We start from the raw sequence: 23,380 nt of genomic DNA, 5'->3' as shown, positions 1-23,380 counted from the left end.
AATCATTGGCGTAATTTCGAGACAAATCATCTTTGCAAGGTTGTCTCGATGTCCTTATTTCACCCTTCAAGCCCACGCATCACGCTCGCGGCCGCTTCCCTTGGCTTCGTGGTCGTCCTTCTCGATGTCAGCGCCGTCAATGTCGCGCTCGATGCCCTGCGCACGAGCTTCTCAACCGACGTCGCCGGCCTCCAATGGGTCGTCAACGCCTATACGCTGGTCTTTGCCGCCCTGCTGCTTATGGCCGGAGCCCTGGGTGACCGCTTTGGCGCAAGGGCCATCTTCACCACCGGCTTCGTTCTCTTCACACTCGCTTCGCTCGCCTGCGGGCTGGCGCCAACGCTGGCGGCACTGATTGCGGCGCGGTTGGCGCAGGGCGTCGGCGCCGCGCTGCTGGTTCCGAACTCGCTGTCGTTGCTTCAACAGGCATTTCCCGACAGGGAGCAGCGTAATCGCGCGGTCGGCTGGTGGGGGGCCGCAGGCGGCATTGCATTGGCGGCGGGGCCCGTGGTCGGCGGCTTTCTGGTGACACATCTGGGCTGGCGCAGCGTTTTTCTGATCAACATTCCGGTCGGGCTTGTCGGCCTTATCCTCATCCTGCACTATTCCGCGCCAAGCCGCAGAAACAAGGGGCGTTCGCTTGATATGCCCGGGCAGGCAGCCGCCATCATTGCGCTCGCATCCCTCGCGATGGCACTGACGGATGCGGCGCATCTTGGCTGGATGCATCCGAAGATTCTCGCGGCGCTTATCGTGGCCGTCCTCGCCGCAATTGGCTTCATCCTGATCGAGGCCAGAAGCCACGCTCCGATGCTGCCGCTGTCATTCTTCTCCAGCCCGGCCTTCTCGATCACCTCGGTCACCGGCGTCATCGTCAACTTCGCTTATTACGGCCTGATCTTCGTTTTCAGCCTGTTCTTTCAGCTGGAGCAACATCTTTCACCGCAGGAAACCGGCATCGCATTCCTGCCGATGACTATTGTTCTGATGGTCATGAACATCCTGGCAGGCCGGTTGATCACACGCCTTGGCGCGCGGCGGCTCATGGTATTCGGCCTGCTGCTGGCGGCAACCGGATATCTTCTGCTCATCCCGGTCAGTCTCAGTGGCTCCTATTGGCAACTGGTCTTGCCAATGCTGATGGCGGCAAGCGGCATCGCGCTGATGGTGCCGACAATGACGAATGTTACTCTTTCCTCGGTCGATCCATCACGGGCCGGTATCGCGTCGGGTGTCCTCAACACGGCGCGGCAGGTGGGCGGCATGCTCGGCGTCGCGACATGCGGTTATTTCGTACGAGACACAGCGCCCGCCGCTTTCATGCACGGCATGCATCTCTCGCTCATCGTCGCGGTAGTGCTGCTGTTACTCGGCGCTGCGCTCTCGTTCATCGGCCTCAGGCGACCGCAATGACGTTTGACCGCAAATGGCCAAAAGGAGACATTCCGGGACCGGGCTCCGGAAGACTGAGATAAGGGTGGACAACGGACGGTCGGCTTACCATTGGGTTCTCGGGAGAGCTAGCTATCCGGCGTCGTGGAGGAAACTCTTCGGAGTTCGATTGAAAGCTTTGTGATAGACGGTGGCAGAGCTCTTTGATGAGGAAAGATTGTTCTAGAATGTGTTGCCGATTGAGTCGCGGAGCGCAACAAGGGTCGTAGGTCTTGACCGTCTCACTGAAATTCCGCATTTTGAAGATAGCGCTACGTAGGGTGCACCGGCCGTTGAGCCGACTGGGCAACGCCCGCCTACAATTTCAAAGGTAGCGCCTATGCCGAATCTCGAAAACCTCAAGAAGCAAGCCAAGCAGTATTTGCGGTGGCATCGCGAGCGGTATTATCCAGTCGCGGCCCATATCCGCGCTGCTTTGCCACGATTTCAACACCTCGACGATAATCAGATATTGGAATCCAGTTTCAAGCTCAATGACGCACAAGAACTTGTCGCGCGTCAATTGGGATCTCGAGGGGTGGCTAGCGCTCAAGTCAGGAACCCTTATGAACAATCAAAGCAAACAGACCGCATCCAACCTTGTTCTCAGTTCTGTCTCCGCGCAACTCTTCGTCTCCGACATCAAAGCGTCGTGTGAATTCTTCGCCGACAAACTCGGCTTCGCGGTCGACTTTGTTTACGGCGACCCTCCATTCTACGGACAGGTTGTTCGTGACAACGCACGCCTTGCTCTGAGGCTAGTTTGCGAGCCAGTGTTTGTCGGCGACATCCGACAACGCGAACATCTGCTCTCCGGCTCGATCACGGTCGACACCGCAAGTGAGATCAAGCGACTCTTTCTGGATTTCCAAGCCGCCGGAGTGGATTTTCACCAAACGCTCAAGAAGGAGCCGTGGGGTGCTCGAAATTTCATTGTTAGGGACCCGGACGAAAACCTCATACTGTTTGCTGGTCCGGCCGACTAAATATAATCTCAAATCTCTGAATTCCGACCTAGATTGTCGCAGAATTCCCGAAATCTGCGACACGCTTTTCCGGTAGATCAACGTCAGGTCTTCGACCGCTCGACTGAGTCGGCAAACGTCCGCACTAAAGGTCGAAAGACGACAATATCAAATTGTACAGTTATGTCTCCTATTGGCCCAATGCGGTCATCGCAGCACTGATCTGGACAGGCCTGAGCCGCCTTTGGCGCAAACCGGCCAAGGCATGTATCCATATAAAAAGGCCCTCCCGGTTTGGGGAGGGCCTGCACTCGAGCACGCCAGTTTAAAAACATACTATATCTGTTTGTTTTTACGTATTTTTCATACGCAAAACCGCTACGTACTTTTACCGGAAATGCTCCGATTACCAGCGATAGTCGCGACGGTCTCGCCATTCGCGCTGTTCGTACCAATCTCTGCGCTCACGCCATTCTCTGCGGGCTTGACGTTCGCGCCACTCCCTGCGGCCTTCCCAGCGATCACGCCTGTCCCAGCCGCGCTCATATCGCGGCGGTCCATTGGGCCGGCAATATCCGCGCGGCGATAGATGAAAGCCGCGGCCGCAGGCATAGTCCACATTTTGAACATTGGCTGCCAGAGGGGCGGACGGTTGACCGAGAGGCATGGCGTTCGCGCCACTGCCGAACAGGGCACTGAGAATTATTCCAGCGCTTAAAATCATCTTACGCATTTCATCTCCCTCCTTCCGGGATGGAGGGATTTAGCGCCCCGGCCGGTGAACTGTGGCTGAATGAATCTTGATGTTTTCGTGGCAAAATTCCGCAATTGTGGCGGATGTCGACGCCGTGCCCCAACCTGAGAAAGGCTGAAGGGAACGTCAAAGTAGCAGGGGCGCAATATATCCCGTCCGGTTGCAGTCCTGTGGTTTTCGGCATAGTCCTCAAGTGAACGAGGAGACGGTGATTGAACCCCAATCTGCACGCAGAACCTGAATCAAAGCCAAAAAGCAGACGTCGCATCTGGCCTTGGGTGCTCCTGGCCATTCTCACGCTTGCAGCCGTTCTGACGCTTGCCGGCATTTATGTGTACAGGGAACTGACATCCGTTGCCGAGGACATGGCCCGAACCTGGCGCGACCTCGTGCAATTGTTCTGGTTGATAATACCGAATCGTCAGTCTTAATATCGAAGAACAGACCGGCCTTGCTGGCCCGGCCTCGCTGGCAAAGCCGAAACGCGACATGGAATCCTAAAAAATTGAAGAGTTTGCGGCGTCGGTGTATCGGATCGCAAATTGTATTTTAGGAACTTGGATGCAACCGTCATTTAGATTGCCGCCGTTGGAGGCGCTTGTTGTTTTCGAGGCTGCATCCCGCCTGGGCAGCTTCTCCCGTGCGGGCAACGAGCTTGGTCTGACACAGAGCGCCGTCAGTCGGCAGATCGGCAAGCTGGAAGCGTTCATTGGCTCCAAGCTTTTCGAGCGCGTGCCGACGGGCGTGCGACTGACAACCATCGGGGAAAATTATTCGATCGATGTATCGCGGCTGATCCTCGATATCGCAAGCGTCACGGACGGTGTCCGCTCATGGACCGGCGCCAGCCAGATCACCATCGCCTGCTCTCGCGGGATTGCGGATCAATGGTTCATGCCCCGCCTGCAGAAGCTGAAACGCGATATTCCCGGCATCGAATTGCGGCTGCGGGTGACTGACGACGTGGCGCATCTGCGGCTGGACGAATTCGATCTCGCCATTTTCTATCGCAAGGAAAGACCGATCGGCGTCTGGCTTTCGGAACTTGGGCAGGAAGAAGTCGTTCCCGTCTCGGCACGCGGCATGGCCAACCTCATGGAGCAGAAAGCCCCGGTTTTGATCTCCATCGAAGATTCTGATGCGGGAATGGCAGGACTGGAGCGACTGGTGGCGCTCATCACACCTGTTGCCGCCTCAGGATGCGATCCAGTGGAAACTCGGGGACTACGGCCTCTGCGTCGCGGCGGCATCACAGGGGCTTGGCGCAACGCTCGGGTGGACCTGGCTCATCCGCGATCAACTGGATAGCGGCGCACTGGTTCCGGTGCATTCCCATGCCATGCGCTCGGAAGGCAAATTTTACCTGATGCGTCCGGCAGATCGCCACCAGCGCAAAATTGTGCGCGAGGTTTCCGATTGGCTGATTGCAGACAACCATAAAACCGCGCGCTGAGGCCCATCAGGCCTGTGCGGGAGGCGTCTTGCGGCGCCGGTCCAGCAGAAAACGCGCGTAACCGATAATGGTGAACAGCAACCAGGCGACCTGCGAAATCAGCGAGCCGAGGTTGAAATTCCATATCAGCGAATAGATCAGAAACACGCCACCCAGAACGTTTAAAAGAGTGTAGCGCCAGTCTTCTATTGTCAGAAGTCGCAGTTGCAACAGTGCATAGGCAAAGAGATAGAAAAAGGCTCCAGCAAGGCCGACAATATCCGCTAGCCCCATTTGTATTCACTCCATAAACGCGCCCACTTGGCGTGGTTTGCTACACCGGATCCGCTCCGGCGCATCCCTTTACTCCGCTTCGCCAATAACCGGATGCGCTCAGATTTCATGACCCCATGCGCAAAAATCATACCCCCCTTCACTGCTCGGTATCTAGTGCCGAACCGTCGAGTACGATACGCCACTGCCAGCCGAGCCACGTCCGGCCCCGATAAAAAACAGGGAACCCAAACATGACATCCTCCCCCTTTTCCTTCTCGCTCGACCGGCGGCATTTCCTTGCCGGCGCGGCCAGCCTCGCGGCGCTTTCTGCCGGTTTCATTACCAACGCCAGTGCGCAAGGCACGGATACGCCAAAAAAGGGTGGCGTTTTAAAATTGGGCATCGGCGGTGGCAGCACCACGGATAATCTCGACCCCCGCATCCTGAAAGACTGGGTGCCCGTCAATCAGGCTTTCATGATCATGAATGGCCTTGTCGAGATCGACGCCAGCAATCACGCTGTGCCTGAATTGTTCGAAAGCTGGGAAGCACAGCCCGGCGCCGTGGAGTGGGTCTTCAAGCTGCGTCAGGGTGTCACGTTCCACAACGGCAAGACACTCACGGTAGAAGACGTCATCTATTCCATCAACCTGCACCGCGGTGAAACCACCTCTGCGGCACGCTCGGTTGCGTCTGCCCTCAAGGCTGTCGATAAGCTTTCCGACACCGAGGTCAAGATCGTCCTCGAAAGCGGTAATGCCGACCTTCCTTACATCCTTTCCGACTACCATTTCCTCGTTGTTCCGGAAGGCTGGACGGATTTCAACAAGCCTGTCGGCACCGGGCCGTTCGTGTTCGAGAGCTACGATCCGGGCGTTCGTTCGCGCTTTACCCGCAATCCGAATTACTGGAAGGCGAATGCCGCTCACGTTGACGCCGTGGAAGTCATCGTCATCAACGATATCGCCGCTCGCACCAATGCCATGATGTCGGGTCAGGTCCATGCGATCAACCAGCTCGACTTCAAGACGGTGGACCTGCTGCGCCGTAACCCCAACCTCAACATCGTGCAATCGGCTGGTGGCCAGCACTTCACATTCCTGATGGATTGCACGCAGGCGCCGTACAAGGACAACAATATCCGCCTCGCCATCAAACACGCCATCGACCGCGAGCAGCTTTTGAAAACCGCTTTGCGCGGCTACGGTCGAATCGGCAACGATCATCCGGTCCCGAGTTCCGATCGCTTCTATGCTGCGGATCTGGCACAGCGCCCATACGATCCCGAAAAGGCGAAGTTCTATCTGAAGCAGGCTGGCCTCGATACGCTGAAGGTCGAGATTTCCGCTTCCGACGCTGCCTTCTCCGGCGCTGTGGATGCTGCGGCGATTTTCCGCACAAGCGCGGCCAATGGTGGCATCGATGTGTCGATCAAGCGCGAACCCGCCGATGGCTATTGGGACAATGTCTGGATGAAGGCTCCGTTCTGCATGTCATACTGGGGCGGACGCCCGACCGCGGACCAGATGCTGACCATCGCTTACCAATCCACGTCGGCGCAAAATGATACGCACTGGAAGAATGAAAACTTCGACAGGAAGCTCATTGAGGCGCGTGCACTCCTCGACGACGCGAAGCGCAAGGAAATCTATGCCGAGCTTCAGGCGCTCATCTCCAACGAGGGCGGCGCCATGATCCCGATGTTCGGCGATTATCTGGACGCGACATCCAAGAAACTCAAAGGCGTAACCACGCATCCAATGTTCAACTTCATGGGTGCCCGCCTTGCTGAAAAGGTCTGGTTGGACGCATAATGACTAAGCTTATCCTGAAGCGCGTTGCTTTGGGTATTTTGACGCTTCTGCTGGTGTCGGCGCTTATTTTCGCCGGCACTCAGCTTCTTCCCGGAGATGTGGCGTCGGCAATACTCGGACAAAATGCGACGCCTGAATCTCTCGCCGTGCTGCGCGCCGATCTCGGTCTGGACCAGCCCATTCTGCAACGTTATCTTTCCTGGCTTGGCGGTTTCGTGACCGGCGACCTTGGAAACTCGCTGGCGAACCACCAGCCCGTCGCAGACCTTCTGTGGCCACGGTTCTGGAACACCATGGCGCTGGCGCTTTATGCCGCAGTCGTGTCCGTTCCGGTTGCCGTGCTTCTGGGTCTGTTCAGCGCCATCTGGCGCGGCAGCCTGTTCGATCGTGCCGTCAATATTGTCGCGCTGGGCTTCGTTTCCCTTCCGGAATATTTCCTGGGTCTTTTGCTGATCCTTTTCGTTTCCGTGCAGTACAATCTGCTGCCGAGCCTTGCCGACACCTATCCAGGTATGGGCTTTGCGGATTGGCTGAAAGCCACCACGCTTCCGGCTCTTACGCTGGTTCTGGTGACAGTGGCGCAGATGCTGCGCATGACCCGTACCGCCGTTCTTGCTGTCATGGATCAGGCATATGTCGAAACGGCCTATCTCAAGGGATTGCGGACCAAACGCGTGGTTCTTCGCCATGCGCTTCCCAATGCCGCAGCGCCAATCGTCAACGTCGTATCGTTCAACATCGCCTATCTCATTACCGGTGTGGTGCTGGTAGAGGCCGTGTTCAACTATAACGGTCTTGGCCGCTTCATGGTCGATGCCGTTTCGAAGCGGGATCTTCCGCTGGTACAGGCTGCCGCCCTCGTTTTCGGTGCAGCCTACGTCATTCTAAACATCATTGCCGATGTTTCGGCAATTGCGCTTAATCCGCGCCTGAGGCATCCCCGATGAAAATGCTCCGCTCCATCACCCCTACCGCATGGGTCGGTCTGTTCATCATCTCGGTCAACATCGTCCTGTTCGCAGCCGGCCCGCACATCGCGCCTTTCGGGCAAGAAGAAATCGTCGGATCGCCTTTCGATCCGCCGTCGGCAATGCATTGGTTCGGCCTTGATCAGAACGGCCGCGACATGCTTTCGCGTCTTTTGGCGGGTGCGCAAATCTCCATCGGCGTTTCGCTGGCGGCGTCGCTGATCTCCTTCACAATCGGGATCACGCTTGGTTTCATCGCCGCCATCTTCGGCGGCTGGATCGATATGGTTCTGTCGCGCATCGTCGACACTGTCATGTGTATTCCGGTGTTGATCTCGGCTCTGGTCGTGCTGCAGGCGCTTGGCTCGTCCATTCCCGTGCTGATCGTGACGATTGCGCTACTGGATTCCACCCGCGTCTTCCGTCTGGCGCGTATTGTGGCCCAGGGCGTCAATGTTCTGGAATATGCCGAAACAGCACGCCTGCGCGGCGAAGGCCTGATCTGGCTGGTGTTCAAGGAGATACTGCCCAATGCCCTGCCGCCGCTCATTGCGGAATTCGGCCTGCGTTTCTGCTTCACCTTCCTGTTCGTGGCGGGCCTGTCCTTTCTGGGTCTGGGTATCCAGCCGCCTTTCGCAGACTGGGGCGGTATGGTGAAGGATAACCAGCAGGCCATTCTTTATGGCCTCTATGCTCCGCTTTACCCGGCCGCTGCCATCGCCATTCTCACAATTGGCGTCAATCTCGTCGTGGACTGGCTGCTGGCTGGCCGCAGCGCAATTCAGGGAGCAGACCGATGAGTGAAAACGAGGTCCTGCAAATTCGCGGCCTGAAAGTGGCCGCGCCGAATGGAGCCATTCTGGTCGATTGCATCGATCTGGACCTGAAGCGCGGCGAGGTCAAAGGGCTGATCGGTGAATCCGGCGCCGGCAAATCCACGATCGGACTTGCAGCCATGGGATACGGCCGCAACGGTTGCCGCATCGTTGGCGGAGAAATCGTCGTGAATGGCGTTTCGCTGATGATGGTCGGTCGCGCCGGTCGTGAGGCCGCGCGTGGTGCACGTATCGCCTATGTGGCGCAAAGTGCCGCTGCGGCGTTCAACCCTGCCATGAAGATCGGCGAACAGATCATGGAAGGGCCGCTCTACCATGGCATAATGAACCGGCAGGAGGCGGAAGCCTGGATGCTGGAACTGCTGCAGGCGCTGCAACTTCCCGATTATCAGAATTTCGGCAACCGTTACCCGCATCAGGTATCCGGCGGGCAGTTACAGCGCGCAATGGTGGCCATGGCGATGTCATGCCGCCCTGACATACTCGTGCTGGACGAGCCTACCACGGCGCTTGATGTCACGACGCAGATCGAGGTTCTGGCCCTGCTCCGCAGTCTCATCCAGCGCTACAACACCGCCGCCCTTTACATCACGCATGACCTTGCCGTCGTCGCGCAGATTGCCGACAGCATCATGGTATTGCGTCACGGCAAAAAGGTGGAAGCCGGCTCTGCCGAGGATGTCCTGGAGCACCCGCAGGAAGACTACACACGCCGTCTGGTTTCCGAACGCGAAGCCAGCATGTCGGGCGAATCCATCAATCACAGGGGTGGAGAAATCCTGCTCGAAGCGCGTGACGTCACTGCCTATTACGGCCGCAAGAAGGTGCTGGACAATATTCACTGCGAAATCCGAAGGGGCGAAACGCTGGCGGTCGTGGGTGAATCCGGTTCCGGCAAATCCACTTTGGCCAGGGTCATCGCCGGGTTGCCGCCGCAGTCTTCCGGCGTCGTTTCGCTTGCCGGGCACCGGCTTGCCGACAAGTATTCCAGACGTTCCCGCGAGGAACTGCGTCGCATTCAGCTTGTCTATCAGCTTCCGGATGTGGCGCTAAATCCTCGTCACACCGTCGGCGAGATCATCGGCCGTCCCATGTCGTTCTATTTCGGAATGAATGAAGATGAGCGCACGGCCGAGGTGAACCGGTTGCTGGACCTGATCGGTCTGCCACGGGAGTTCGCGGAGCGCCTGCCAAAAGCGCTTTCCGGGGGACAAAAGCAGCGTGTGTGTATCGCTCGTGCGCTGGCAGCCCGACCGGACCTCATCATCTGCGACGAGGTGACATCGGCGCTTGACCCTCTCGTAGCAGAAGAGATTCTCAGACTGCTGCGCTCCCTGCAGGATGAGCTGGGCGTCTCCTATCTGTTCATAACCCATGATCTGGGTGTCGTTCGCCGGCTCGCCGACCGGACGATGGTGATGCAGCATGGCCGCATTGTCGAAACCGGCACGACCGCGGAGGTTTTTGCACCGCCTTACCAGCCCTATACCGAACAGCTCATCACCTCGGTCCCCGAACTGCGGCGCGACTGGCTGGATGGTGTGCTGGCAAAACGCGGCCTCCCCACCGCATGATCTGCGGGGCGGCCCACTCTTTGATGTGCGCCGCCTCTCATTCTTTCATTGTTGATCTCCGGCGCAGCGATGCCCGTCCCAAATGACTCGACTGGAATACCCCCAAATGACGATACGTGTTGAAGAACATATCTGGATCCCCATGAGCGATGGCGTGCGCCTCGGCGCGCGCCTGTGGCTGCCGGAGGACGCGGAGCAATCACCGGTTCCCGCCATCCTCGAGTATATTCCCTATCGCAAGCGTGACGGAACCCGCGGACGCGACGAGCCGATGCACGGCTATTTTGCAAGCCAGGGATATGCCGCAATTCGCGTGGACATGCGCGGCACCGGCGAATCCGACGGCCACATGGCCGACGAATATCTGAAGCAGGAACAGGACGATGCACTCGAAGTCATCGACTGGATCTCCCGCCAGCCGTGGTGCAGCGGCAATGTCGGCATGATGGGCAAGAGCTGGGGCGGCTTCAACGGCCTGCAGGTCGCCGCCCGCCGCCCGCCGGCACTGAAAGCCATCATCACCGCCTACTCGACCGACAACCGCTATACCGACGACATCCACTACATGGGCGGTCTGCTGTTGAACGACAATCTGTGGTGGGGCACCATCATGCTTGCCTATCAGAGCCGTCCGCTCGATCCGAAGATCGTCGGCGACGCCTGGCGCGACAGCTGGATCGAGCGTCTGGAGAAGCTCCCCTTCTTTCCGGCACTTTGGCTGGAGCACCAGCGTTACGACGAATACTGGAAACACGGCTCGGTCTGCGAAGACTGGAGCGCCATCCAGTGCCCGGTCCTTGCCATCGGCGCATGGGCGGACAGCTATACCAATGCCGTTCCCCGACTTCTGGAGAACCTTCAGGTCCCGCGTCGCGGCATCATCGGTCCGTGGGGCCATATTTACCCCCAGGATGGTGTTCCCGGTCCGGCGATTGGCTTCCTGCAGGAAGCAACGCGCTGGTGGGACCATTGGCTGAAAGGCAAGGATACCGGCGTCATGGACGAGCCGATGCTGCGCGCCTTCGTCAGCGACACGATCGAACCAACCGGCACGCGCACGACGACGCAGGGACGCTGGGTGGGCGAAGCAACATGGCCTTCGCCTGAAATTTCGACCCGGTCACTGTACCCTAGTGCAGCCAGGGAACTGCGTGACACGGCAAGCGACCCTGCAGTTCTCAGCATCCGCTCGCCGCAAAGCCACGGCAAAGCAGGTGGGGAATGGATGGCGACCGGTTGCCCCGGCGAACATCCGACCGATCAGCGTCTCGACAATGGCGGCGCGCTCGTTTTCGAAACCGCTTTGCTGCAAGAGGATTTCGATGTTCTCGGTGCGCCGGTGGCGCGTCTGCGCATTGCCGCAGATTGCCCCGTTGCGCAGATTTCGCTACGCCTCAACGACGTCCTGCCTGATGGTCGCGTCACACGCGTCAGTTATCAGGTTTTCAACCTGACCCACCGTGACAGCCACGAAAATCCGGAAGCCCTGGAACCCGGCAAATTTTATGACGTCGCGATCAAGCTCAACGATTGCGGATATCGTTTTGCCAAAGGGCACAGGCTGCAACTCGCCGTCGCGACGTCGTACTGGCCGATGGTATGGACTTCACCTTACGATGCGACGATCAGCGTTTCCGTTGCGGAAAGCGCGCTTGACCTGCCGGTGCGCAGCGCAAGCGACGATACGTCCGTGCGTTTCGAGGCCCCTGCTCATGGCCCCTCGACCCCTATTACGCAGGTCGATCCGGGTACGGTCCGCCGCTGGACCGAACAGGATCATGAAACGGGTATCAACACCTATGTCACGGAAGGCGTGGGCGGCCTGTTCGGTGAAGGCGTGTTGCGGTTTGACGAAATCGACACTGAACTCAGCCACAGCCTGCGCCGTGAACTGACCATTCGCGACGGGGACCCCCTCTCCGCGAAATACGTCCTCACCCAGACCTACGAAATTGGCCGGGATGGGTGGCGCATCAAGATCGAGAGCCGTACCGAGATGCGTTCCGACAGGGAGAACTTCTACCTGACCGGAGAACTTTCAGCCCTTGAAAACGGCAGCGTCGTCAAGACGCGACAGTGGGATGAGCGCTACAAACGCGACCTCATCTGACACTCCTTGGCCCCTGTAGCTATTTGCAGGGGCCAATAGCATGCAGTTATTTTGGCGAGGTGGCTCGTCTGCTTTATTATTCGGGAGAGATCAGCGCCACGGTTGGGAAATAGGATCGATATCGACCCACGTCCCGTGTCAAAAGCGGAAGACTTTGAACCGCTGCGTGACTGCCAATAAAAAAGTCTGGCAAAACGCCTGTTCGAGAGCCGCCCGCACGACGATACCGAGTGAAGACCTTCCCCGCTAAGAACAACGCAGAGCGGGGAAAAGGGATCAATTTCAATCCCGCCTCATGAACAAATGCGTCCAACGCTTCTATGCGTTCATACCGAACGGCAAGCTCGGAATAAACAACATCATTGATGAACAATGGACCAGCGACGCTTGCGAGTTCGAGCTGCTCGATTGACCAGTCGGCCCACTTGGGGTCATTCGTTACCAGATCAAGCAAAACATTTGTGTCGACGAGCGTCACTTGTCACCACGCGTAAGCGCCATGATGGCATCGGTATTCAGACCTTCTCCGGCATGACCCCGAAGTTTGGCAAAGCGCGTTGGCGGCTGCTTTTTATCGGCCCTGACGAGAACAATCCGGCCGTCTGGCGCACGAACAAAATCGACGGAACTTCCCGGAGCAATTCCAAGAAGATCCCGCACAGCTTTGGGAATGGTGACTTGCCCTTTGGCGGTTACTGTCGTCGTCATCCGGCACTCCTGTAATACCAACCTTGGAGATGGTATTACTTTCACGAGCCGATTTCAACTCGCACTACGCCACCACATCGTTACGTCGAGTTCGTCTCTGCAACATTTTCGGTTCCATCCAACCAGATGCGCCTTTCGAGGAAGAAATTGGCCGCTGCACCAGCCGCCATCAACACGGCGGTTCCGAGAAAGACGGCCCGCATCCCGATATGCCCTCCGATAAATCCTCCGGCGAGTGGGCCGATGACCTGACCGGCATATTGCGAGGAAACGGAATAACCGAGGACACCTCCCACCATCGCCTCCGGCACATTGTGCCGGATGACGCTCGCGATAGCGGAAATCAATCCGCCGAGAGCCAGTCCCATAAGGAAACGCAGGAAGACGAGTTGCCATTCGCTGGTGACGAAGGCCTGCGGGACCAGCAGCACCGCCGCCGCGGCCAGACACGCCACAACGATCTTCCAGTGGCCTATGCGATCTGCAAGTTTGCCAAGGTGGGACGCAGACAGGATGCTGCCGAAAGCTGCGGCCGACATGACGACGCCGGAGATGAACGTCACCCGTGCCGGGGCCACGAGGCCGCCGACATAGAGGGTGATGATCGGCTCGATCGACATGTTTGCGACCATCAGTAAAAAGCCGGTGAACAGCATGGCGACGACCGGACGCCTGTCCGGGATCAGCGACCACTTCCAGCTTGTCTTTTCAGCGTCCTTCCGGTGCGCGCGTGGTGCCTCCCGGATGAACATGATTGTCGTGATGAAGGTCACGAAAATGACGGCGCCAGCGGAAATGAACGTCATGCGAATGCCGATCATCGCCGGCACGACCCCGCCGACCAGCGGGCCGACCAGGTTTCCCGCCATGATACCGGCCGAGAGAACACCAAGCGCCCAGCCGGTTTTGTCCTTTGGGGTTTGTGATGCGACGAGAACCATGGAGCCGGAGGCATAACCACCGAGCAGACCGGCAAGCAGACGCAACGCGACGAGTGCCCAGACGCTGGTGGCCATGCCGATGAGTGACATGGCGATAGCCATGCCAAGGCTGGCGCGGATCAACATGAGCTTTCGGCCGTATCGATCCGCCAGCCTTCCCCATAAAGGGGGCGGTAAAGCCGGCAGTCAGGAAGGTTGCCCCGTAGGCGATACCAGACCATTGTGCGATGGCGGCATGATCGGTGACGCCAAGCTGTTCGACGTAAAGCGGCAGAAACGGCAGCAGAAGCGTCATAGCCACTATCGTGGTGAATGAACCCAGAAAGCAGACGACAAGGTTGCCTCTCCAGTACACGGAAGGATCAGGCGCGATATTGTTCAATGTCTTGACCATGCGATACGGCATTCCATTATGCGTCCTTCAAGAGGACCGCTTGCGAAAGATCAGGGGTTGAGCGTGTAGGTGGCGACCACTTCGCCCTGCGCGAGAACGTGTCCGCGCATGGCCTTCTCCACCGCTTCACCATCGAAGGCGCCGCTCAATCCAAGCGATGGCACATCCAGAGCAAAGACCCGGAAAACATAGTGATGAACCCGCTCGTCATTGGTGGGAGGGCATGGACCATCGTAGCCGCCATAGGTCCCTGCCATAGTCTCATCCTTGGCAAGAAAGGTGGTGAAGACATTCGCGCCGCGCAGACCATTGGCCGTCGCGCCAATCGGCTTGCCCCGTGCCACCACGCCTTCGCTTTCGGCCCCCGCCGAAAGGGTCGTGATTGTCTTGGGGATATCCGCCAGCACCCAATGGTGGATGCTGATGCGAGACGCATCTGCACTGATCACCGTATTGGGTTTGTTGATCTGGCTGAAATCCTGCGGCACATCCGGGTCAAGCATCAGCAACGCATAGGATCGTGTTCCCTCTGGTCCGGGCGACCACGAAACCTCCGGGCTGATGTTCCTTGCCTTGCTGGAGGCGGGCGGACAGAAGGCCATATGGTCCGCAACGCGGCCGCCCTTATCTAACCCGCCAAGCTGAACCGTCAGAAACCGGTTCTCGGCGCTGGCGACCGAAGTGACCATCATCCCGGCCAGAATGGCCGTCATCGTAAATCTGCTGCTTTTCTTTCTCATCGCTCGTACTCGTTCCTGCATCTGCAAGGACGATAGAGGACGGACGGCGCATTATTGAACCGCTTCCGATCAACAATGAGCCCGATCCGATCAGCCCGTCACGCGCTCCTGTTTTCGCTGACGGACGGCTGCGGGACTGACCCCGAAGCTATCGCGAAAATGGCGGGCAAAATGCGAGCGGGACCGATAGCCGGTTGCGGCAAGCGCATCCGCGACATCGGCATCGCGGTCGTTGAGAACGATGTAGGCCGCGTTCATCCGTTCCGTGCGAAGCAACATCTGCAGCGTCTGCTTCTCCGAACGGAGACGACGGCGGAGTGTGGCCTCCGACATTGCAAGATGCGCTGCGACATTTGCAGCACTCCAGGCGTGGTGGAGACGATGCCGGATGAGCAGACGCACCGCCTCGGATGTCGAGCCGTCCACATATTTTGGCACCAGCGGCAGGACGCCCTGCTCGGCGAGGATCAGGAGTATTTCCAGAATACGGTGCTCGCAAACCCTTCGGGATGCCTTCACTCTTTGAGACAGGGCTTCGGCCGCATGAAAAATGGCGGAGCAGAGATCAGCACTCAGAACCGGTTCGAGGCTGGCTTTCTGCCCGACGAATTGCGGCCATCGCCGCGCTGCTTCTATGACAAGCTCCCGGGGGAAGCGAATAAAGAGCGCCCGGTAAAACCCGGTTTCCGCATCCGGTTCGTTGACGACATCGACATGCGCGTTTGCCGGAAGAACGAAAACTTCGCCTGCCTGATAGATGCGATGTTCGACACCTGCGACGATTTCCTTGCGGCCTTCGATCACCACGACCAGCCCTGCCGATGGCATGACGAGTTGCGTGATGGTTTCGCGTCTTCCGGAGACGAATGCGGAAATGATGGGAGGGCTTCCGCCTTCCAATACGTCTCGCGTGTCGAAGGCTGCCAGCGATTGTAGCGTCCGCGCGATCTCGCGGCGCTGGATGTCGTCCCTTGGCTCGAAGGTTCTTGTCATGGTGTCCAACTCATACGCCTGCCAAACGACAGGCAGCATCACAGTACAGAATCGTACACCTCATGGCGATGCCCGGTAAACGCTCCGACCGTCACCACGAAACTGACGGCGGTAGTCGCCGGGCGTCATGCCTCTGGCCGCACGAAACTGGCGCGAAAAATGCGCGGCATCGGAAAATCCGACCGTCTCGGCGATCTGGGCAAGGGACCGGTCCGTCTGGGCAAGCAGCCGGCATGCGCCGCCAACCCGCAACTGGCCGATATACTGACTGATCGTCATGCGGGTCGAACGCTTGAAGAGACGCTGCAGCTGGCTTTCGCTCAGATGGGCGATTTCGCTTAAGGGTTTGATGCTGACGGCATCCGTATAGTGGGCGTGAATGTAATTGAGCACCCGCTCCATGCGCGCTCGGTCACGCGGGACGGTACTGACGGTTACATCTCCCGTCGAAAGCAGCCTGTGGTCGGAAGACCGTGCCAGATCGACAAGCACGCCGAGCAGCGTCAGAATTTGTTGATCGGGTGCCGTTTCATTTAATGTCGTCAAACGTTCGCGCACCTTCGCCAGCACCCCTCCCGCAAAACTGACGCCATGGCCGCTTTGGTGGAGCAGCGATTTGACGGCCGCAAATTCCGGCGTCAGGGCAATCAGCCCGTCGATCCAGTCGCGGGTGAACCAGCAGACGATGGCGCGATGAACACCCTGCGTGTCTATCAACGCCTGCGATTGCCAGGCATGCGGCAGGTTCGGACCGAGAAGCACGAGATCGCCATCACCGTAACGCTCCACGGAATCGCCGACAAAACGCATGCCGGTGCTGTTGAGCGTGAGCGTCAGCTCAAATTCGGGATGATAGTGCCAGTTGAAGGGAAACTCCGGCAAACGGCGATCGAACAGCAGCCAGGATCGGTCGGCGGGAACGCTAACAGCTTCGAACCACGGCTCCATGACCTGACCTTTCCTGCATATTGCTGCATCGATATGCGGCAATCATACAAAAAGACGCGGCAACCGGGAATGGCCTGTCGGTCGGCGATCGCTATCCTCAGCAAAAAAACAGATACGAGGAGGAGAAATGTTTGCTGGCACACAATGGGACGCTGGTACCAAACCCGATGTCGTCATCATCGGCTCCGGCGTGGGCGGCGGATCGGTCGCACTGAAGCTTGCCGCAACGGGCGCGAAGATATTGATCATCGAACGGGGCGAAAAGCTGCCCAACGAGCCGCAAAACGCGGACGCGGAGGCCGTTTTTATAGAGAACCGCTATCGCACGACTGATCTTTACCGCGACGAAACCGGTCGTACTTACCGGCCCGGACAATATTATTACGTCGGCGGTCATACGAAATTTTACGGAACCGCCATGTTCCGCTTCCGCGAGCGCGATTTCAGCGAGGTTGCCCATGAAGATGGCGTTTCGCCCTCCTGGCCTGTTTTCTACGCGGATCTGGAGCCGTTCTACACCGAGGCCGAGCAACTTTTCGGCGTGCGGGGCAAGGCCGGAGATGATCCCACGGAGCCTTCGCGCTCGGCATCCTACAGGCATGAACCGGTCCCCCACGAACCTGTCATCGGCCGCGTTGCGGCGGGTTTCGCGCGTCTTGGGCTACACCCGTTCCACATGCCCTCGGCCATCGACTATGGCCCTGGCGGCCTCTGTCGACGCTGTGGCACCTGCGACGCTTTCGTCTGCCGTTTCGATGCCAAGGGCGATGCGGAAACGCGGCTGCTGCGCCCTGCCCTGCAACACCCCAACGTCTCCCTTATGACGGGCGCGCGGGTACGCCGGCTGATTGCCGACGAACACGGCAAACAGATCGTGTCGGCGGAAATCGAGCGCGCGGGCGAAATCCTCAGAATCGAGGCGCCGCTTTTCGTTCTCTCGGCAGGGGCGATCAACTCCGCCCTTATCCTGCTTCGCTCGGCAGATGAGCGGAACCCGAATGGTCTCGCCAATTCGTCCGGCGTTGTCGGCCGTTATCTCATGAACCACCATCTCAGCGGGTTGATGGGGCTCATGCCTTTCACCGTCAACGACACCCGTTTCCCGAAAACGATGTCCATCAACGACTTCTATTACGGCACGCCGGGCGATGAAGCTGCACGCGGCAACATCCAGATGCTGGGCAATATCCAAGGTGCGATGATCCGCGCGGCCTACCCCGCAATGCCGCGGTTTCTGGCTAATCTTCTTGCCCGCCACAGCGTCGACTTCCTTGTCATGTCGGAAGACACGCCGAAATATGAGAGCCGGGTGCGACCGCTGAACGAAAATGGGGCAGAAGTGATCTATCGCCCCGGCGACCGCAAAGCCCATGAGCGCTTTGTTGGCCACATGCGTTCGCTGTTGAAGAAAAACGGCTTTCCCGTCGTGCTCGGTCATTCCTTCGGCATCGAGGCTCCATCCCACCAGTGCGGTACGGTCCGCATGGGCGACGACCCGAAACAAGCGGCGCTGGATGCCCTCTGTCGCGCACACGACCATCCGAACCTCTACGTCGTCGATGCTGGCTTCTTTCCGTCATCGGCAGCCCTCAACCCGGCCCTGACAGTCGCGGCGCAGGCGTTACGTGTTGGCGATCATATTCGCGAAAGCTGGTTTGCAAACCGCCGCACCCATGAAATTTCATCCTAGGAGAGCAATCATGCCCCATGACTTCCTCGCGCAGATCACCGGCTCGTTTGCCATGCCAGCCGGTGAAAACCCGACAGTCGCCATGATCGAGGCTGCCTATCGGCATCATGATCTGAACTGGCGTTACATCAATTGCGAGGTCAGCCCCGAGAATCTGAAGGATGCCGTAGCGGGCGCCCGCGCCATGGGCTGGGCGGGTTTCAATTGCTCCATTCCCCATAAGGTTGCCGTGATCCAGCACCTCGACGGACTGGGTGAATCCGCCGAAATCATCGGCGCGGTCAACACGATCGTGCGGCGCGGTGACAGGCTGATCGGCGAAAACACCGACGGCAAGGGTTTCGTCAAGGCGCTTCGCGACATCATCGATCCGAAGAACAGGAAGGTCGTACTTTTTGGCGCGGGCGGCGCGGCGCGCGCGGTAGGCGTAGAGATGGCTCTTGCCGGTGCCGCGCATATCACCATCGTCAACCGGGGACAGGAACGCGGGGAAACCGTGGCGCGCCTGATCGATGAAAAGACGCCCGCCACTTCTGTCTATGCCGCGTGGGAAGGTGCTTTCGCCATTCCTGAGGAGACCGATATCGTCATTCATGCAACATCGATCGGTCTTTATCCTGATGTCGATGGCCTGCCCGATATCGACCTCTCGACGCTCCGTCCCTCCATGGTTGTTGCGGACGGCATCCATAACCCGCCGCGCACACGGCTCATCCGGGCTGCCGAATCCATCGGCTGCAAAACCGCCGACGGGCTTGGAATGCTGGTCAATCAGGGCGTCATCGGCATCAAATACTGGACCGGCATCGACGCCGACGCCGCCGTCATGCGGCAGGCACTGCTCGATCTCGATCTTTGAGCGGCGACAATTCTTAAAAGGAACTCCCCACATCTCCTCGGGATGTGGGGAAGCATCGGTGTCAGCGCCTTGATCGGACACAACTTTTTGTCGATATTTAACAATGGAAAAACTAATAGTTGACGCGATCGAATAAGCGCGCTACAAAGAACCATCGAATTTGCTTGCTTAGCTTTGCTTGTTGCGCGATTAGCACCGCGTTCTGAACGAACCTTTCCTTTCAAAATCGCTATCACCATCCGCAGCGCTTTGAGTGCTGTGGTTTCTCTATCGCTATGAAAGGGTTCATTATGACCACTGGCACAGTTAAATGGTTCAATTCCACAAAAGGCTTCGGCTTCATTCAGCCTGACAATGGCGGCGCTGATGCTTTCGTCCATATCTCCGCTGTTGAGCGTGCAGGTATGCGTGAACTCGTCGAAGGCCAGAAGATCGGCTTCGATCTGGAGCGCGACAACAAGTCTGGCAAAATGTCGGCCTGCAATCTCCAGGCTGCCTGAACGGGTTTGTGCTTTCCTTTGACCACGGATGTACTGGCACTGCCGAAAGCACCCCGACCCAATCAAGGCCAGGCAAATTGCCTGGCCTTTTGTTTTTCGCTCGCCTGTCGAGCCTTACCACCGGAACACCCATGACAGAAAAATACAGTATTTCGCGCCAGAAGGCCGAGGTTGCCTTCAGCAATATCCAGGCGCCTTTCTTCGCAAAAGACAAAGCGATGGACGAACTTGATTCCATCACGCAATCCCGCGAAGCCAAGACCTTGCGGCTTCGTGAAGCACGTCTTGCAAAAGAAGAGTCTGATCGCATTTCAGCGACGTCTGCTCTTATTGCCAAACGCGCCCGTGCGCGATGATCATTTTGACGACATCATAGTCGGAACAAACGCCTGAAGATCATCCGCGACAGCGCCAGTTACACGCTGTCATGCGGGAATACGATGCCTTAGGCATCAATGAAAAATACTAAATTGGAATTTCATTTAAAGCACGAAGGTATCGGCGTTTATTTTTCGCCCCAGGTCATCGTGTAACGCGTTCCCTTACCCTGTTCCGGGTGTGTATGCGTTTGCTCGACGCGCGCACCGATGTTCTGTGCCATCGCCATGATCAGCTTTGTACCCAGGCCGGTACCGCGAGGAGATGCGTCTGGCGTCGAACCGATACCGTCATCTTCGACAACGAGAACAAATTGCCGGTTTTCTTCCGAAAGCCTGACGCGAACCCTGCCGGATTGATCCGGATAGGCATATTTCAGCGCATTGGTCAGCAATTCGGTGATGATGACGCCGAGAGCAACCGCATGGTCTGCCTTGAGACTGACGTCACAAAGGGATGTCTCGACGGTAACGGATGAAGAACCGGGCACCGCCTGAAACAAGCCATCGATGATCGACGTCAGATAGGAATTGAGCGATACCAAACCCACATTGTCGGTATTGTAGAGACTGCGATGGACGCCGGCGATCGCGGAAATCCTGCTCTGAGTTTCCAACAGGGCGACTTCGGCTTCCTGAGACTTGACGGTGTTTATCTGCAGGCGGATCATGGCAGAGACCAGCGAAAGACTGTTGGCAACCCGATGGTTCATCTCCTTCACCATCATTTCCGCATGTTCCTTTGCCTTTACCAGCAACCGGTCGGCCTCTTCCTTGGTCTGGCGCAGACGGTGGTTTTCCAGAGCCTGATTGATGGCGGTTCGCAAAAGCGGAAAAAAGTCGTCGCCAACATTCTTTATGACGTAGTCGGCAGCACCGGCTTTGAGGGCGTCGATCGCGATCTGGGCTTCGTTCGATCCCGTTACGTAAAGGACGGGAATGCGTCCGGGCAACGACTGAATCGCGGCAAGAAATTCCATGCCCGTCGATGTCTGGAAATAATGGTCGAGGACGACGACGTCGAACTGCTCGTCCTGAAACAGCCTGAGCCCCAAGGCAACGGATGCGGCATGCACCACCTCCATTCCATGACGGCCAAGGATACGGCTGGATAGCCGTGCCAGAGCTGGATCATCATCAACATACAAAACGCGCAAGACCATCAACCTTCAAGGTATCTGAATGACGGAGAAAAACAGGCCGAGGTTCTTGATTGCACTCGCAAAGCCTTCGTAGTCGACCGGTTTGGTAATATAGACGTTCGCACCGAGGTCGTAGCATTTCTGGATTTCGGTTTCGTCATCCGTCGTCGTCAACACGACCACCGGCAAACGGCGCGTATATTCGTTGCTCTTGATCTCCTCGAGTATCCGGATACCCGACATATCCGGAAGGTTGAGGTCGAGCAAGACGAGCAGATAGCGATCTTTACTGACAAGACCATCCCGGTTTTCACCGAGAATGTAGTCAAGCGCCTTCGCGCCGAGCGTAAAAGGCATGATGTCGTTATTCACACCCGCCCGACGCACGTTTTTTTCGATCAGGCGAGCATGACCTTCGTCATCCTCGATCATCACGATCGTTACTTCTTGACCGGTTGCCTTCATTTTTCGCCTTCTTTCGTCACTTTTCTGAGGTCGCTCGGCAGCAGCAAGGTAAATGTACTGCCTTTGCCAAGTTCGGACGTCACTCTAACGTCACCTCCTAAACTTCTGATTAGCGATCGAACATGTGCAAGGCCGATCCCTTCCCCTTGCTGGTCCTGATCACCCGCGCGGCGAAAGAGTTCGAACACCCGTTCAAGATCCTGCTCGCCAATGCCGCGCCCGTTATCGCTCACCTCAATGTAGATGGCGCCACGTCCGGCGGGATAGGCGCGGGCAGTCAATCTCAGCGGGCGACCCGGCATCTGGTATTTCACCGCATTGTCGAAAAGATTGCCAAGGATCTGGTCGAGAGAAATGCGGTCCGTCACGACCGTGAGCCTTGACGCCTCGACATTGATCTCGCCGCCATTGACTTTGATCTGGTGGCGCACCGTCTCGGAGAGTGATGACAGCAATGTTTCTATGTCGACCTTTTCCGGCTGCAGCTTGCGTTGACCGTCACGGGATATCTTCAGGATCGCATTGATCAGCTGATCCATTTTACGTGTCGAGGAGCGGATGAAACTGATCGCCTCGGGAAGATCCTCCTCAACTGCCAGCCTGGCCTCCCGCACAACCCCTTCGGCAGGCATTTTGCCATCCGCAAGAACATAGGCGCTGACCGGCTTCAGGGACGTATCGAATTCGGAGAGAAAACCCATGATATTAACGAGCGGCGCACGCAGATCATGAGTGACGATGTAGGCGAAACGCTGAATTTCCTGATTGGCGCGACGAAGATCACGCGTTCTTTCCTCGACGCGCTCCTCCAGATGGCGATTTAGTTCGTCGACATCCTGCCGGGACCGGTTCAATGCACGGATATAGGTAAAGACCAGAAAGATCGAGTCTCCGACAACAAGCAGGATCGCCAGCGCACCGCCGAGCGTAACCCACTGCAATGTATTGGCGGCGCTAAGCTGGTTTCCGACGATGATGCGGAGCCGGTCGTCGGTATCCGACTGCAACTTCGCCAAGATCACTCTGATTTCGTTCATGAAACGCTTGCCGTCATTCTCACGCACGACCTCGACTGCCTCGGTCATGCGTCCGGTTTTTTGCAGGTCGATGGTTTCCTGGGTTTCAGCAAGCTTGTTGGCGATGGCAGTGCCGAGATCCGAAAGATCCTGCTCATATTGATTCCGGTCCTTCAGCACTTCGAGAAGTCTGGACTGCCGTTGCGGCAACAGGCGCAAAGCCTCCTGATAGGGACCCAGATAATCGATGTTGTTGGTCAGCAGGTACCCTCTCTGCCCCGTTTCCAGATCCTGCATGGATGTCAGGATATCTATAATCGCTGCACGCACGCGACGCAGTTCGGCCGTTTCCTGAGAGTAACGGTTGTTCACCTGCACCAGCCACAACGACGTGGCGACCATTCCAGTTAATATTGCAACACCAACAGCGAGCATAAACAGGCTTCG

Annotated in this window: 23 protein-coding genes and 2 pseudogenes; 14 read left to right on the top strand and 11 right to left on the bottom strand. The window is 57.7% G+C overall.

Annotated features, from left to right (window positions below; genetic code table 11):
- Window positions 1–48 precede the first annotated feature (48 nt).
- Window positions 49–1,413 (top strand): MFS transporter, encoded by a 1,365-nt coding sequence (locus RBH10_RS09360; protein ID WP_281039441.1) that lies wholly within the window; start codon window positions 49–51, stop codon window positions 1,411–1,413.
- A 358-nt stretch (window positions 1,414–1,771) separates the two neighbouring features.
- Window positions 1,772–2,417, top strand: a pseudogene (locus RBH10_RS09355) (VOC family protein).
- A 385-nt stretch (window positions 2,418–2,802) separates the two neighbouring features.
- Here the strand turns inward: RBH10_RS09355 and RBH10_RS24870 are convergent.
- Window positions 2,803–3,129, bottom strand: coding sequence for a GCG_CRPN prefix-to-repeats domain-containing protein (locus RBH10_RS24870; protein ID WP_052675506.1), 327 nt, complete (start codon window positions 3,127–3,129; stop codon window positions 2,803–2,805).
- 233 nt (window positions 3,130–3,362) lie between these two features.
- Here RBH10_RS24870 and RBH10_RS09350 point away from each other — a divergent pair, with 233 nt between their 5' ends.
- The 3 genes from RBH10_RS09350 (at window position 3,363) to RBH10_RS09340 (ending at window position 4,603) form a co-directional block, all read left to right on the top strand.
- Entirely contained in the window at window positions 3,363–3,581 is a 219-nt protein-coding gene (locus RBH10_RS09350) for a hypothetical protein (RefSeq protein WP_281039440.1), read from the top strand.
- A gap of 130 nt (window positions 3,582–3,711) precedes the next feature.
- Window positions 3,712–4,458: a LysR family transcriptional regulator gene (locus RBH10_RS09345; RefSeq protein WP_306180536.1), complete on the top strand. Its 747-nt coding sequence runs from the start codon at window positions 3,712–3,714 to the stop codon at window positions 4,456–4,458.
- The gene (locus RBH10_RS09340; RefSeq protein ID WP_306180578.1) at window positions 4,355–4,603 is read left to right on the top strand and encodes a LysR substrate-binding domain-containing protein; all 249 of its coding nucleotides are present in this window, start codon (window positions 4,355–4,357) and stop codon (window positions 4,601–4,603) included. Before RBH10_RS09345 ends, RBH10_RS09340 begins: the two co-directional genes overlap by 104 nt.
- 6 nt (window positions 4,604–4,609) lie before the next feature.
- Here the strand turns inward: RBH10_RS09340 and RBH10_RS09335 are convergent, their stop codons facing one another.
- Complete coding sequence (locus RBH10_RS09335; protein WP_281039438.1) at window positions 4,610–4,876, bottom strand: cyclic nucleotide-binding protein; 267 nt, start codon at window positions 4,874–4,876, stop codon at window positions 4,610–4,612.
- A gap of 233 nt (window positions 4,877–5,109) precedes the next feature.
- Here RBH10_RS09335 and RBH10_RS09330 point away from each other — a divergent pair, with 233 nt between their 5' ends.
- The 5 genes from RBH10_RS09330 (at window position 5,110) to RBH10_RS09310 (ending at window position 12,160) form a co-directional block, all read left to right on the top strand.
- Entirely contained in the window at window positions 5,110–6,672 is a 1,563-nt protein-coding gene (locus RBH10_RS09330) for an ABC transporter substrate-binding protein (protein WP_281039437.1), read from the top strand.
- Complete coding sequence (locus tag RBH10_RS09325; protein ID WP_281039436.1) at window positions 6,672–7,619, top strand: ABC transporter permease; 948 nt, start codon at window positions 6,672–6,674, stop codon at window positions 7,617–7,619. Before RBH10_RS09330 ends, RBH10_RS09325 begins: the two co-directional genes overlap by 1 nt.
- Window positions 7,616–8,440, top strand: a complete 825-nt coding sequence (locus RBH10_RS09320; RefSeq protein ID WP_281039435.1) for an ABC transporter permease — start codon at window positions 7,616–7,618, stop codon at window positions 8,438–8,440. Before RBH10_RS09325 ends, RBH10_RS09320 begins: the two co-directional genes overlap by 4 nt.
- On the top strand, window positions 8,437–10,050 hold the full coding sequence (locus tag RBH10_RS09315) for an ABC transporter ATP-binding protein (protein ID WP_281039434.1): 1,614 nt from the start codon (window positions 8,437–8,439) through the stop codon (window positions 10,048–10,050). The genes RBH10_RS09320 and RBH10_RS09315 overlap by 4 nt, the downstream gene beginning before the upstream one ends.
- A 106-nt stretch (window positions 10,051–10,156) precedes the next feature.
- The gene (locus RBH10_RS09310; protein WP_281039433.1) at window positions 10,157–12,160 is read left to right on the top strand and encodes a CocE/NonD family hydrolase; all 2,004 of its coding nucleotides are present in this window, start codon (window positions 10,157–10,159) and stop codon (window positions 12,158–12,160) included.
- A gap of 76 nt (window positions 12,161–12,236) precedes the next feature.
- Here RBH10_RS09310 and RBH10_RS09305 read toward each other — a convergent pair whose 3' ends face one another.
- From RBH10_RS09305 to RBH10_RS09280, 6 genes and pseudogenes are all read right to left on the bottom strand, one after another.
- Window positions 12,237–12,638, bottom strand: a complete 402-nt coding sequence (locus RBH10_RS09305; RefSeq protein ID WP_281039432.1) for a type II toxin-antitoxin system VapC family toxin — start codon at window positions 12,636–12,638, stop codon at window positions 12,237–12,239.
- Window positions 12,635–12,868 (bottom strand): AbrB/MazE/SpoVT family DNA-binding domain-containing protein, encoded by a 234-nt coding sequence (locus tag RBH10_RS09300; RefSeq protein WP_281039431.1) that lies wholly within the window; start codon window positions 12,866–12,868, stop codon window positions 12,635–12,637. The genes RBH10_RS09305 and RBH10_RS09300 overlap by 4 nt, the downstream gene beginning before the upstream one ends.
- 80 nt (window positions 12,869–12,948) lie before the next feature.
- A pseudogene (locus RBH10_RS09295) lies at window positions 12,949–14,215 on the bottom strand (MFS transporter).
- 38 nt (window positions 14,216–14,253) lie between these two features.
- A complete protein-coding gene (locus tag RBH10_RS09290) occupies window positions 14,254–14,916 on the bottom strand; it encodes a YbhB/YbcL family Raf kinase inhibitor-like protein (RefSeq protein ID WP_281039429.1) in 663 nt (220 codons plus the stop codon).
- A gap of 117 nt (window positions 14,917–15,033) precedes the next feature.
- Window positions 15,034–15,936, bottom strand: a complete 903-nt coding sequence (locus tag RBH10_RS09285; RefSeq protein ID WP_281039428.1) for an AraC family transcriptional regulator — start codon at window positions 15,934–15,936, stop codon at window positions 15,034–15,036.
- Between the two features lie 60 nt (window positions 15,937–15,996).
- Window positions 15,997–16,884, bottom strand: a complete 888-nt coding sequence (locus RBH10_RS09280) for an AraC family transcriptional regulator (protein WP_281039427.1) — start codon at window positions 16,882–16,884, stop codon at window positions 15,997–15,999.
- Between the two features lie 127 nt (window positions 16,885–17,011).
- Between RBH10_RS09280 and RBH10_RS09275 the strand changes: the two genes are divergently transcribed.
- From RBH10_RS09275 to RBH10_RS09260, 4 genes are all read left to right on the top strand, one after another.
- Complete coding sequence (locus RBH10_RS09275) at window positions 17,012–18,574, top strand: GMC oxidoreductase (RefSeq protein ID WP_281039426.1); 1,563 nt, start codon at window positions 17,012–17,014, stop codon at window positions 18,572–18,574.
- 10 nt (window positions 18,575–18,584) lie between these two features.
- Window positions 18,585–19,433 carry a shikimate dehydrogenase gene (gene aroE / locus RBH10_RS09270; RefSeq protein ID WP_281039425.1) on the top strand — a complete coding sequence of 283 codons (849 nt, stop codon included), beginning with the start codon at window positions 18,585–18,587 and terminating at the stop codon, window positions 19,431–19,433.
- A 290-nt stretch (window positions 19,434–19,723) separates the two neighbouring features.
- On the top strand, window positions 19,724–19,933 hold the full coding sequence (locus RBH10_RS09265; protein ID WP_045016315.1) for a cold-shock protein: 210 nt from the start codon (window positions 19,724–19,726) through the stop codon (window positions 19,931–19,933).
- 131 nt (window positions 19,934–20,064) lie between these two features.
- The gene (locus RBH10_RS09260; RefSeq protein WP_045022882.1) at window positions 20,065–20,289 is read left to right on the top strand and encodes a hypothetical protein; all 225 of its coding nucleotides are present in this window, start codon (window positions 20,065–20,067) and stop codon (window positions 20,287–20,289) included.
- A 149-nt stretch (window positions 20,290–20,438) separates the two neighbouring features.
- Here RBH10_RS09260 and RBH10_RS09255 read toward each other — a convergent pair whose 3' ends face one another.
- From RBH10_RS09255 to RBH10_RS09245, 3 genes are read right to left on the bottom strand one after another with little or no spacing between them, the layout of a single operon-like run.
- Complete coding sequence (locus RBH10_RS09255) at window positions 20,439–21,476, bottom strand: sensor histidine kinase (RefSeq protein WP_045022883.1); 1,038 nt, start codon at window positions 21,474–21,476, stop codon at window positions 20,439–20,441.
- A gap of 3 nt (window positions 21,477–21,479) precedes the next feature.
- Window positions 21,480–21,917: a response regulator gene (locus RBH10_RS09250; protein WP_045022884.1), complete on the bottom strand. Its 438-nt coding sequence runs from the start codon at window positions 21,915–21,917 to the stop codon at window positions 21,480–21,482.
- Window positions 21,914–23,368 (bottom strand): CHASE3 domain-containing protein, encoded by a 1,455-nt coding sequence (locus tag RBH10_RS09245; protein WP_281039424.1) that lies wholly within the window; start codon window positions 23,366–23,368, stop codon window positions 21,914–21,916. The genes RBH10_RS09250 and RBH10_RS09245 overlap by 4 nt, the downstream gene beginning before the upstream one ends.
- Between the last annotated feature and the right edge of the window lie 12 nt (window positions 23,369–23,380).

The organism is Rhizobium sp. AN73 (assembly GCF_030757975.1).
In the GTDB taxonomy this organism is placed as follows: domain Bacteria; phylum Pseudomonadota; class Alphaproteobacteria; order Rhizobiales; family Rhizobiaceae; genus Agrobacterium; species Agrobacterium arsenijevicii.
Note: the sequence above shows the minus strand (reverse complement) of the source record. Positions and strands in the feature narration are given on the sequence as shown.